Source organism: Vibrio sp. 99-70-13A1 (assembly GCF_013114625.1).
Lineage (GTDB): Bacteria > Pseudomonadota > Gammaproteobacteria > Enterobacterales > Vibrionaceae > Vibrio.
In genome coordinates this window covers 106,727-118,852 of record NZ_VTXD01000002.1, presented here as the reverse complement: position 1 = coordinate 118,852, position 12,126 = coordinate 106,727, and the positions used below count along the sequence as shown (strand labels likewise).

Below are 12,126 nucleotides of genomic sequence, written 5' to 3'. Positions count from 1 at the left end.
CATATCTTTTGTTCTATGATCTCACGCACAAAATACTGGTCACTCATATGACATTAGATGAAATATCAAAACTGGCAGGTGTCTCTAAAACGACGGCAAGCTATGTAATAAATGGTAAAGCTCAGAAATACCGAATCAGCGAAAAGACACAGCAAAAAGTGATGGCGGTGGTGGATGAGTATAACTACCGACCTGACCACGCAGCTTCTTCTTTACGTGCTGGTAATAGCCGATCATTCGGGCTGATCATTCCTGATTTAGAAAACAGCAGCTATGCAAGACTGGCAAAACTGATTGAACAGAACTCAAGAGAAGTGGGCTACCAGATCCTCATTGGTTGCTCTGATGATGATCCAGAAACGGAACGCAAAGTAGCGGAAGCCTTAGTCAGCAGAAGAATTGATGCTTTGTTTGTAGCAAGTGCAATGCCCGATGCTAATCAGTTTTATTTGAAGATGCAGAAATCAGGCACACCAGTTATTGCGATTGACCGACCGTTAGATGATGAGCACTTTGCATGCGTAATCAGTGAAGATTTCGGAGCCGCGTATGAAGTGACCCATTCCTTACTTGAAGAACGCATTGAAAGTGTAGGGCTAATAGGTGCTCTGCCTGATCTGAATATTTCTCGTGAACGTCAACTTGGCTTTGAGGCGGCTATCACAGCTTATAACAAAAAAAATGTTGCTGATAATAAGCGTGAGTCTTGTGTTGGCTATGGTGAGCACTTTGATCGCGCATCAGGAAAGTCAGTATTGGAAGGTTGGATTGCTCAAGATACAGTGCCTGATGCCATAGTCACAACCTCATATACTTTGCTTGAAGGTGTATTAGATGTATTGCTAGAGAAGCCAGAATGGGTAGATAAAATCAAACTCGCGACGTTTGGTGATAACCGTTTACTAGACTTCTTGCCATTCAAAGTACATTCGCTACCGCAACAGTTTGAAGTGATTGCAGACAGCGCTTTTGCGTTGGCGATTAATGCTTCAGCAAAGCGCTATCAAGCGGGTATTGAATTAGTGCCGAGAAAAATAACTCGTAGATAAGTCATTCCAATACTCGGTCATGTCGCCTCTAGCTTATTTAAATTGGTAATTCACACCAAGAGTAAACGCAGAAGCATTTGAATCACTGTTGAGTAACTGGAAGTTGTAATTAGCATTGAACTTTAGGTTTCTCATCGGGGCCAACATATCTACACCGAGTGATCCATATGGGTAAACCCCTTTGTCTTCAGTGTCCACGTAGGCTTGGTTCGCTTGGTCCCACGATCGCTCTGTAATGGTTAGGTGTGACGCACCGCCTTTTACGTAAATAGAGAATCGCTTATTTAGATAGTGTTGAAGTTTTACACCTGCGCCAACTCCCTTATAACTCGTGCTGAACTCACTGCTATTTGGAGCTTTAGATGGATCTGACAGCGTGCTTGAGTCTGTATAGCTCAGATCTAGGGCAATAAAAGGGGTGAAGTAGTAGTTATACCCAACTTTATAGTGAAGCGCCAAAGTGGAGGAGTCGCTACTTTTATTCGAAGAGACACAAAGGTCAGTATAAATGTCATTTTGAGATGATGCGGCGTGAAGGTGAGCACTGGCTAGAAGCGCCGCCCTGTAATAACACATTGCAGATAATTTTTATTTAGATCGATCATTTAAAGCTCCCATGACATAGGGTTATAGTTTCAACAAGAGTGAAACTATAACATATGGTATGAAGTTCTATAAATGGTGTTGTGCAACTTTTGAAAACTTAAATTAGAAACTTAAATACGCACCAGCGAATAAAGATGCGGCACTTTCATTGTTTGGTAGCCACTGATAAGACACACCGGCATCCAAAAGAAGAGGGGAGCCTTTTGGAGCAAACTTTATTCCGGCACTCGCATAAGGTTCAATACTGCTTTCTTTGGTTGTTTCTACGGCACTGTTTGCAACACTCCAACGTGATACTTCAGAATCGATATAACTTGCTCCGCCTACACCGTATAGATCAAACCAGCCAATTCCTTGCTCTAGCTTTAACCCCAATCCGTAAGAGTTATATTTTGAAGCAAAGCTAGTGCTGTTTGCGGAGACGCTGCTGTCTAATGTGGCGGTATGACGATAATTCAAATCTAAAGCAACAAAAGGGGTGAGGTAATGGTTATAACCAGCTTGTGCAAAATAAGCCGTTTCAGAATCAGAGCCATCTGAAATCATCGTCGCTCCGACATTGGTATAGAACGAACCTGGTTGAGATTGGGCGATGGCGCTGCCACTAGAGGCAATTAACGCTGAGGTGAGTGCGATTAAACCCAGTGATCTGTTCATATTTACCTTCCTAGTAATGTAATTTTCCGATTTCTAAGTGGCAAATTAATGCCTTTAGTATTTATTAAAGCAAAATCTGCTCCAACATATTGAGTTAAAGATAAAAAAATTGATGATAGAAAGTGATTATTTTGAGGTGAAAATGATTATTTTTAATAAAAATGAGATTGGATTGATTCAAACTGAGTAAATTTTGACCTGAAATGAAGTGACGTAACTCACGCTTTAAATAATAAAAGTGTCAAAGGCATAATCTTAGATCGAGAGGTTGTTTGTTCTTTGCGCAAAGGTTTGCGTCATGGGTTAGGTTAAGTGGTTAATTTGTTTAGAGAAGTAGGGGATAAGAACTTTTTAGAGGGTTCGCTGGTATGCAGCTTTTCCGAATGGTATCACAAAAAAAATTGCAATATCAGGCTTGTAGAGAAGAAATCACAGCCTATAATGCTGAAAACCGGAGCGTCTGCCAACGCTCCGGTTTTTTTGTGTCCGAAGAAAAGTAAATCCGTCTGCCAACGAATTTACAACGCATTTGCGAGTGACACATATATTTATGAATCAAGGAAAACACTATGCGTATCGAACAAGAACTTAAGTTAGGTTTCAAAGATGTATTATTTCGCCCGAAGCGTTCTACTCTTAAAAGCCGTTCCCAAGTAAATTTAACCCGCGATTTTACATTCAAGCATAGTGGTCGTCAATGGTCAGGTACGCCTGTTATTGCTGCAAATATGGACTCAGTTGCTACTTTTGAAATGGCGGCAGCTCTTGCGGAACACGGTGTGATGACGGCTATCCATAAGCACTACACAGTAGAGCAATGGGGCGAGTTTGTTAAAAGTGCGGATAAGAAAACACTCAACAATGTGTTTGTGTCTACGGGTACGTCTGACGCTGACTTTGAGAAAATCAAACAGATCATGTCATTCAGCGAAGAATTGGTGTTTATCTGTATCGACATCGCGAATGGTTATTCAGAGCACTTAGTGGAATATGTAGAAAAAGTGCGTGCTGAATTCCCAGACAAAGTTATCTCGGCTGGTAACGTTGTAACCGGTGATATGGTTGAAGAGCTAATTCTTGCAGGTGCTGACATCGTTAAAGTGGGCATTGGACCTGGTTCTGTATGTACTACCCGTGTTAAAACAGGTGTTGGTTACCCTCAACTTTCTGCCATCATTGAGTGTGCAGATGCTGCTCACGGCTTAGGCGGGACAATCATTGGTGATGGTGGTTGTTCATGTGCCGGTGATGTATCTAAAGCCTTTGGTGGTGGTGCAGATTTTGTCATGCTAGGCGGTATGCTTGCTGGTCACTCTGAGTCAGGTGGCGAAGTGGTAGAGCAAGATGGTAAGCAATACATGAAGTTCTACGGCATGTCTTCACAGTCGGCTATGGACAAGCACTCAGGTGGTGTTGCTAAGTACCGTGCTGCGGAAGGTAAAACTGTTTTACTTCCATACCGTGGTTCAGTTCACAACACCATTTCTGACATCCTTGGTGGTGTACGTTCAACTTGTACATACGTAGGCGCAGCAAAGCTTAAAGAGCTAACTAAGCGTACGACTTTCATCCGTGTACAAGAACAAGAAAACAACGTATTTGGTAAAGAATAACGTTTAAAACACTTGTTTAAATGTAAAAACAACCATACGTTGATTTTACGAAAGCATACCCTAAAATATAAACAACTATACCTTGATAGAGCTTAAAAAGTGTACGATGCTTTAGTAAGTTTACAACAGGTATGGTTGTTTTTATATGAAAAAGCGAATTCTTAGAAACTCATCAGTAAAAAACATCTCGCGATTTGTCAGCCTCAAAACTGATTCTATCCAAACAGTTGAATCCGACTTAGAATTTGATGCCTGCTTCCACTTTGAATTTGCTCCTAAAATCGTGTCTTTTGAGGCACAACCTTTAGGGTTTGAATACTAACTCGAAGGCAAGCGACGTAGGTACACTCCCGATTTTTTAGTCACTTATGATGACGCTTATCAGACATTTTACGAAATAAAACCAAAGCAAATAGTCGAAAGCGATGACTTCAAAATTCTCTTTGCCGCCAAGAAAGAATACGCACTGAGTATTGGTAACGACCTCCATGTTCTGACAGAAGACGATATTCAAATTTATCCTTTATTAGATAATTTGAAGATCATTCATCGACATGCTTGTGACGAAAGCCTCAACTTAATTCAACGTAATATCCTAAATTTATTAAAAAAATACGGCGAGTTAAGAGTTGAGCAAATTATTCAGCTATCCTCAGCCCATTCATCAAGATCACTGCCAGCTCTATATGATTTACTTTCAAGACAACTGTTGAGCATCGATATGCATCGGCCGATCAGTTGGCAAAGTCCAGTTTGGGCTTCATAGCAATGGCAGAGCAAAACACACAGCGATTTGGTCAGCTATTTCCAAGCTCAGATAATGAATCCAAACCTAAGGAGACATTGTCACTACCAGTGTGGAAAGACATTGACCTGACATTCAAAGATGTTTTCGCTGTTAGCGAAGAACTAAGAGACGAAGCTATACATAGGTATAACGTTCTTGAATTTCTTATTGTGCGATATGGAAATAATTTTTCTAAAAAGGAAATCGATGACGCATTACCAACTTTAGAAGAAAAGTTCGGTTCTACTACACCTTCAGCAAGCAGCATTTACAGATACTGGAGAGCCTTTAAACAATCGGATTTCCAGCTGTCATCACTTATTCCTAAAGTCACAACTGGAAACACTGGTAAAAACGTATCAGAAGAACTTGAGCCATTAATTCAAGAAGCAATCAAAGACTACTTCTCTGCTGAAAAGCAAACGGCAGCATCAGCATATCTCACACTTGAAAGTGAGGTTTCTAGGTACAACGAAATCCATGATACTCAGCATACCTTGTTTTCAATACAATCATTTAGAACAAGAATCAGTAAACACTCCGAATACGAAAAAGTTCTGCTTAGAAAGGGAAAAAGTGCTGCTGATGCAGTATTTAGGAAAGTGGGTCAAAGGCCCGTTACAACGAGGGCTTTAGAGCGTGTAGAAGCAGATCATACAAGACTCGACTTATTCGTCATTGATGAGAACACAGGTATTCCACTAGGCAGACCTTGGCTAACTTTGTTATACGACGTTCATACAAAAAGTATTGTTGGTTTTTATTTAGGGTTCGAACCACCTAGTTACTTATCTGTCTCATTGGCTCTTGAGAACGCTATATTACCCAAAGACTACGTAAAAGAACTCTATCCTTCTGTAAATGGTACATGGCCTTGTTATGGATTACCTGAGCATTTAGTCGTAGACAACGGCGCTGAGTTTAACAGCAAAGACTTCAAGATTTCCTGTAAAGAATTAAAAATAAAGGTTAAGAAAAATCCAACCAAAAAACCATGACTTAAAGGCTCGGTTGAGCGTTACTTTCGTACAATCAATAATCGATTACTGTCCAGGATACCAGGAAAGAGTTTTAGTAACATATTTGAGAGAAAGGACTATGACCCGCTTAAAAATGCGGTCATTGACCGTGTTTTACTTCAAGAAATGGTACATATCTGGTTGGTTGACGTTTATCAAAATGGCAAGAATAGGCTAGAAAATAATATTCCGAACTTAAGCTGGGTCGAAGCAGTCAGATCATCGCTCCCACCTCGTCCATTCAAAGGTACCAGAGAGCTGTTAAAGTTCAATCTAGGGAAAAACCATCAAGTTGCTCTAGATAAAAATGGGATCAGGCTTGGCGCTACAATAAGGTACTCGAGTAAACGTTTAGCTCGTTATTGGGGGCAGCACACCATTGAGAATAAGAGTTTTCAAGTACGGATAAAATATGACCCTAGTTGCTTTGGTAAAGTCTATGTTCTTGACGAAGATAATGAAGAATTTTTTGCAGTTGAAGCTGTCGACGCCGACTACGCTTATTCAGTTTCCGAATGGTTACACAAAACATGTTGTAACTTCGCCAGACGACATATTCGCAAGAACTACAACCACAGAGATGTTGTTAAAGCATGGCGTAAAATCCTCGATATTATTGATGAAGCAACAGATAAAGCAAAGCACACTAAAAATAAAAATTCATTAGGTATCAGAACGACCTTTAAGGCGCAAAGAGTGAAAGAGCATGCCGAGAGAGCTAAATCAGAATCAACAAAACAAAGAACTGATTCAAGCAGAGCATTAGAGATCGACGATGGTGACTTAGATTGGGATATCGAAATTGATACCTCAGGCTGGTCAGTGGACTAATCAACTTTAAGATTTGAACTGCATGGATAGTATTGAAAAAACAAAGATAATTGACCAAGTCAAGCGAATTTTCGTTAAAAACCCCCAAATTACTGACATCCTTAACGATATTTCTGATTGCAGAGAGTTTAGTGATGGCGTTTATGAGCCAGATTGTATGATTGTCGTCGGTGATACTGGGTCAGGGAAAACAACTATTATCGACATATATTTAAAGAGTAACCCACGTTCCGAAACTAATGATGGCTCCGTTATCCCGATTCTATCTACCTCTCTTCCTCCCAATGCGACCCCAATTACGGCTTCTGAGCAATTACTATCTGATCTTGGTGATCCCTTTGCCTTCTCTAGAGGTAGTGATCCAGTAAAGGTTGCGAAAGAAATGGGCGATCTAATGAAATCATGTGGCGTTGAATTAATCATTATTGATGAATTTCAACACATGATCGACAGGAAAAATAAACAAGTACTTCACAGCGTCGCAGACTGGTTAAAAATGCTCATCGTTCGTTCAAAGATTCCGGTCGTACTCTTTGGTATGCCTTACTCCGTCGTGATTCTAGAGGCGAATAATCAATTAGCAGGGCGCTTCGAACTTCAGCATAAACTCGAACCTTTCCGGCTAAATAGCAAGCCAAATCGCTCTCGTTATAAAACGTTTCTATCTTTAGTTGATGATGCACTCCCTTTTCAGGAATCATGTGATCTGACATCCCGTGATATGATGAAGCGTACATACGTATTCTCTAACGGAAACCTACGTCGTATAAGAAAACTTATCAATAGAGCGACTCGAATAGCATTGCGCGAGGGTGCAACTAAGATTTTACTTGAACACTTCGCCGAAGCAGCTCCTAAAGTGAGTAAAGCGGCATGCGCTAAGAAGAATCCATTTATCGAACCGATAAATGCCCTGAAAATCAAACACCCCCCAATAGACGTAGGGTGGAAAAACTATTTGAACCAACAAGAAAAAGACGTCTCACTCAAGGATGCTATTTAAGGCTTCATTCTTGCCATAGCTCAAATAATCAAACATGTGCATGCTTGGTTGTGTCATTACCGGATCAGAACGCGTACTGGGTCACATCCACGCTAAAATTCAGCCTGTGAAGGTTCTGGACATAAATGCGTTAGAGCAAAAGGTCTAAGACTGGGTAGTGGGATTAGTAAATGTATGGGTATCAATTAAATTTCACACTGCCCCCACATATCAGGCGACAAGACTTTCAGCATGAGTGATATCATGTCGCTGTCTTTCAGAAAGTTCTAAATAAACAGGTAGACCATTACAGGAATGGGTTTACTGCTCACGAGCTCAGGGTTATAGCTCAGAATAGCCCCTAAGAGTAAAACGAAAAAACCAACCACCTGTAGAAGTATTTTATCTTCCATTCACGTCCTTCCCAGTAATAACCAAAGGATGATTTGAGTATCTTCTTAACGCCAACCTAAACATCACTAGTGTGTTGACGTTGGATCATTTCGAAACTGCCGAGGGCTTACTCCTGTTTTTGCTTTAAAAAGCTTTGAAAAGTGTTGTGGGTATTCAAAACCCAGCTCATAGGCTATCTGAGTAATGCTGTCATTCGTTTGTGAAATCTGACGCTTTGCTCGCTCTATTAAAAACAGATGAATATGCTCTAAGGCATTTTTTCCTGTCTCTTTCTTCAGTAGATCACTTAAGTAGTAAGGCGATAAACCAATCTCTTTACCACAGTATTGAACCGTAGGTATGCCCTCTTCAAAAGGCTTGTCGCTTTGGTAATATGAGTTTAAGAACTGATTAAAACGTCCCATGTAATCGTGGTTTAAATCAGATCGTACAATAAATTGACGATCATAAAATCGAGCACAATACTTCAGCAACAACTCAATGCTTGAGCAGATCAACGATTGAGTATGTTTGTCCATATTCATTTCAGTCTCATTTCCAACGCTAGAAGCGATATCAGTAACCATCAAACGCTCACGCTCTGAAAGATGTAAACCCTCATTTGTCTGATACTCGAAGAAAGAATAATCAGACATCTTGTGACTAAGGTCGCTCCTTGCTATCAGTTGAGGGTGAAAAGCAATGGTCCACCCCAACGAATCTTCCAATGGCTCCGTTGCTTCAATCATCAATTCTTGACCGGGAGCGATAAAGGTCATCGTTCCTTCATCAAAATCATAGGTCGTGTGACCATATCCAACCTTGCAATGAGCAGAATCCTTCAAAGAAATGAGAAAGAGGTCAAAACAGATTTTGACGTCTTCCTTAACTGCCTGCTTAACTTGAGATGGTTTGAAAAAACTCACTAGTGGGTGAGTTGGAGCACCCAACCCTAACGCAGTATGTAGGTCCGAAATAGAATTTATGTGCAGTGTATTGGTCATTTTCTGCTCTCAAATAATTTATCTAATTGGCCTATAGGGCGATAGCTTTCATCGTTTTGTCCAATTCGGCATAATACGGGTTCCAAGTAAGTCGAGCATGAATGCGATCGACTTCAGTGTAACCCCATGCTGAAAACCAAGTTTTCTCACCCTGATTGCATGCCTCGACATCAGAAGAGCTCAAGCTGTTTTCACAGATTATTTTGTCTCCACCCTGTCCATAGTAGCTATTATCAGGGGCAAATAAAGGGCTCATATGAGAGGCAGTACTTATTCTAAGATCGTCTCTTTGCATTGAGTAGCGTTCTACTTTGCCAGGAAGTTTAAATTCTGTGCTCTCCCCGTACCACACCAACCTACTTTTGGTATGCGTAAAATGTTGGCCAAAGTATTTATTTAGAGCATTCGCATCAATCACGCTATCAGCCTCTGAAACAACTAACATAACGGGAATGTCTAGTTTTTGATCTGCGATTTTATTGCGAAACACCTTAGCACTTTCTGAATAGGCTAATGCACTAACTAGAAGCCCAGAGTTATATTTGGCAAGGTTGCTCTCTTCTGTAAACCAACCTTCAGTAAAGATTGCTACTAACGGCGTTAATTTTTCTAGTACTGGCGTCCTGGTTTGAAAACCTGGTGAAAATAACATTAAGCCATCCACACCCTGATTATCTAATGCATGAATAGAAACCAAGTTACCGCCCGTCGAAAAGCCTCCTAGCCAAACTTCATCGTATTGCTGTTTTAGCTGCTGGGCATAGTGATCAATCATTATTTGCCAATCTTGATAGTTCACCATTTTCATATGTTTAGGGTTACTGCCGTGACCAGGCAAAAGTACAACCTGCACATAAAAACCCTGCTCAGCAAGAGAGTCTGAAATATCACTAAAACTAAAAGGTGAGTCGCCAAGACCATGTGCGAGTAAGATCGCTTTTTCTGAGCTTGGATCTCCCTTACTGTAAGGTGCATTCATCGCTAACTCTATTTCGTGCTGGTCATGTTCAGTGATAAAAGCTCGATTCTCCCGTAACCATTCTGTTGTCGTTTCCACATATTGGTCAAAAGTAGGTTGTAAATAATTGTAGTACTGCTCTGATTCATACATTGCCACACGAGATATACCGTTGCTGGCACAGCCGCTGATAATCATGATTAAGGTCGATAATAATAACGTCAATGAAGATTTTATGGCTTTCAATGCTAGAGATTCCTCTGCTGGTCTTGTCTACTACGCTTAAAGGAATTCTAAGTAAAACAGCCAAGAAAAACTTATTCATATCTCAAAAAATAATGAGATTTGAAATAGAGCAAAACCAAATAAGCCATTGATTAAATTGAACTTACACATCCAGTTTAACAATTATAGAAATGTATAAGTTTATCTAAGACCGACCAATTAAACTGATCCCATCTTTACAGCAGCTTGAAGTATAAGGTTGATACTGAGGGACTCATTAATGAAAAAATACATATTATCCATAGGGGTCTGCATGATTTCTGCAACAGCTTCATTAGCTAACGACGTTAATAAAGAGTTATACCAACTTGAAGAGACGGTTCAAGATGTCGAAGGGAATATCTACCGTACCGTTACAGTAGGCAATCAGACCTGGTTAGCTGAGGGGCTTAGAAGTACTGCATTTCAAGACGGCTCTGCTGTAAGGACAGGGGGAATCCCTGAAGATAAACCAGATAACTTATTGAAGTATGGCAGGCTATACGATTGGCATGATGTTTCTGATGAGCGAAAACTCTGCCCTGTGGGTTGGCGTGTAGCAACCGATGATGATTGGAAACAGTTAGAGCGCAATATAGGCATGCCTGAAGAAGAAATTGACCAAAATGGCTGGCGCGGAGGTGAGCAAAACCTTGGCGCTCAACTCAAAGAGTCCCAAAGCGATGGCTTGTTTAAGAAATTTGAACCATCAATCGTAAATAAACATCGCTTTTTTGCTCGCCCTGCTGGAGTGAAGTGGAATGGATTTTACATCACTCAAGGTGCCTACACTGAGTTTTGGACCGCAACCGCTTCGACTAATAAAAAGGCCATTATTCGAACTCTTGCTTATTCTTGGTGGAATGCGCATAAAGGTGAGATCCGACGAGCTACAAGCACCAAGGATTATATGTTTTCTGTTCGTTGCGTAAAAATTGAAGACTGATTTTTAGAACGTTGTAACGATTAATTCATGGCCTTGCGCCACCTTTACACTTTTTGATAATGGTAAACACTATGAGCTATTCATCAGTTTTAATTACAGGTGCAAACTCGGGACTTGGGTTTGAAGCAGCACGACAATTCGCTGAAAAAGACGGCATTTCGAGAATCGTATTGGCATGCCGTGATAAAAAACGTGCTGAAGAGGCGCTCCGCCAATTAGAAGATTCAACAGGTAAGGATATTTTTGAGATTTTACTTGTTGATGTTGGCGACGTTGAATCATGTCGTCAAGCTGCCGACAACCTTGATGCACCAGTAGATGCAATTATTTTAAACGCCGGAGGTGGAGGAGGAACAACGCCAACTCAACTGACTAAAGATGGGGTAATGTTTATCTTTGCGATCAATGTGTTAGGACATGTGGGATTTACTAATCACTTGATTAAAAACAATAAACTCTCCACTGGTGGCGCAGTTATGTATGTCGCAAGCTTTGCTGCAAGGGGAGCACCAGAAGTGGGTGCAAGCCGCCCTCCTATTGAACAGGGGTCAATTGAAGAGTGGACGAGCGTGATTAATGGTGAAAAATTTGCTGAAAACAAAAACTATACGGATATTTATGGCTCAGTGAAACTCATGGGCGCACTATGGACAATGAGTATGGCACGCGAGCATTTAGACAAAAGATTTATCACGGTTGATCCTGGTATGGCGCGTGGCACTTCTGGAACGGCATCCCTCCCTTGGCATCAAAGATGGGTCATGGATTCCGCAATGTGGGTAATGCAGAAGATAGGAAAGGCGCACTCTGTAGATGTCGGTGCTAAACGTTACGTTGATGTGCTACTTAACAGCGATGAATTTGAGACAGGTGCTTGGTGGGGAAGTAAGAAAGGGTTGACTGGTGCACTGGCGAATCAGGTAGACCACTGGCCTGAAATTATAGGTAGCCAATCAGCACAAAACAACGCTAACACTGTCATCAATCAATTTCTAACAGATTAGTACTGTTGCTCTC

Annotated in this window: 12 protein-coding genes and 1 pseudogene; 9 read left to right on the top strand and 4 right to left on the bottom strand. The window is 40.9% G+C overall.

Annotation, left to right across the window (positions count from 1 at the left end):
- The first annotated feature begins 47 nt into the window (after positions 1-47).
- Entirely contained in the window at positions 48-1,049 is a 1,002-nt protein-coding gene (gene cra / locus F0226_RS02290) for a catabolite repressor/activator (RefSeq protein ID WP_171734102.1), read from the top strand.
- Between the two features lie 33 nt (positions 1,050-1,082).
- Here cra and F0226_RS02285 read toward each other — a convergent pair whose 3' ends face one another.
- Together F0226_RS02285 and F0226_RS02280 are read right to left on the bottom strand one after the other, a co-directional pair.
- Positions 1,083-1,625, bottom strand: coding sequence for an outer membrane beta-barrel protein (locus F0226_RS02285; protein ID WP_171734101.1), 543 nt, complete (start codon positions 1,623-1,625; stop codon positions 1,083-1,085).
- 132 nt (positions 1,626-1,757) lie between these two features.
- Positions 1,758-2,312: an outer membrane beta-barrel protein gene (locus F0226_RS02280; protein ID WP_171734100.1), complete on the bottom strand. Its 555-nt coding sequence runs from the start codon at positions 2,310-2,312 to the stop codon at positions 1,758-1,760.
- Positions 2,313-2,881: 569 nt separating this feature from the next.
- On the opposite strand from F0226_RS02280, the gene F0226_RS02275 reads away from it, so the two are divergent.
- From F0226_RS02275 to F0226_RS02260, 6 genes and pseudogenes are all read left to right on the top strand, one after another.
- Entirely contained in the window at positions 2,882-3,925 is a 1,044-nt protein-coding gene (locus tag F0226_RS02275; protein WP_171734099.1) for a GMP reductase, read from the top strand.
- Between the two features lie 145 nt (positions 3,926-4,070).
- Complete coding sequence (locus tag F0226_RS22505) at positions 4,071-4,247, top strand: hypothetical protein (RefSeq protein ID WP_253820735.1); 177 nt, start codon at positions 4,071-4,073, stop codon at positions 4,245-4,247.
- A 66-nt stretch (positions 4,248-4,313) separates the two neighbouring features.
- Positions 4,314-4,691, top strand: a pseudogene (locus F0226_RS22500) (heteromeric transposase endonuclease subunit TnsA); the annotation flags it as partial.
- Between the two features lie 2 nt (positions 4,692-4,693).
- Positions 4,694-5,710: a hypothetical protein gene (locus F0226_RS22495; protein WP_253820734.1), complete on the top strand. Its 1,017-nt coding sequence runs from the start codon at positions 4,694-4,696 to the stop codon at positions 5,708-5,710.
- 162 nt (positions 5,711-5,872) lie between these two features.
- Positions 5,873-6,562 carry a Mu transposase C-terminal domain-containing protein gene (locus tag F0226_RS22490; protein ID WP_253820733.1) on the top strand — a complete coding sequence of 230 codons (690 nt, stop codon included), beginning with the start codon at positions 5,873-5,875 and terminating at the stop codon, positions 6,560-6,562.
- Positions 6,563-6,584: 22 nt separating this feature from the next.
- Positions 6,585-7,565 (top strand): TniB family NTP-binding protein, encoded by a 981-nt coding sequence (locus F0226_RS02260; protein WP_171734098.1) that lies wholly within the window; start codon positions 6,585-6,587, stop codon positions 7,563-7,565.
- 458 nt (positions 7,566-8,023) lie between these two features.
- On the opposite strand, the gene F0226_RS02255 is transcribed toward F0226_RS02260, so the two are convergent.
- Positions 8,024-8,941 carry a helix-turn-helix transcriptional regulator gene (locus tag F0226_RS02255; protein WP_253820732.1) on the bottom strand — a complete coding sequence of 306 codons (918 nt, stop codon included), beginning with the start codon at positions 8,939-8,941 and terminating at the stop codon, positions 8,024-8,026.
- Between the two features lie 31 nt (positions 8,942-8,972).
- Positions 8,973-10,145 (bottom strand): alpha/beta fold hydrolase, encoded by a 1,173-nt coding sequence (locus F0226_RS02250; protein ID WP_171734097.1) that lies wholly within the window; start codon positions 10,143-10,145, stop codon positions 8,973-8,975.
- A 259-nt stretch (positions 10,146-10,404) separates the two neighbouring features.
- On the opposite strand from F0226_RS02250, the gene F0226_RS02245 reads away from it, so the two are divergent.
- Complete coding sequence (locus tag F0226_RS02245) at positions 10,405-11,109, top strand: fibrobacter succinogenes major paralogous domain-containing protein (protein WP_253820731.1); 705 nt, start codon at positions 10,405-10,407, stop codon at positions 11,107-11,109.
- A 71-nt stretch (positions 11,110-11,180) separates the two neighbouring features.
- Entirely contained in the window at positions 11,181-12,113 is a 933-nt protein-coding gene (locus F0226_RS02240) for an SDR family NAD(P)-dependent oxidoreductase (protein ID WP_171734096.1), read from the top strand.
- The last annotated feature ends 13 nt before the right edge of the window (positions 12,114-12,126 follow it).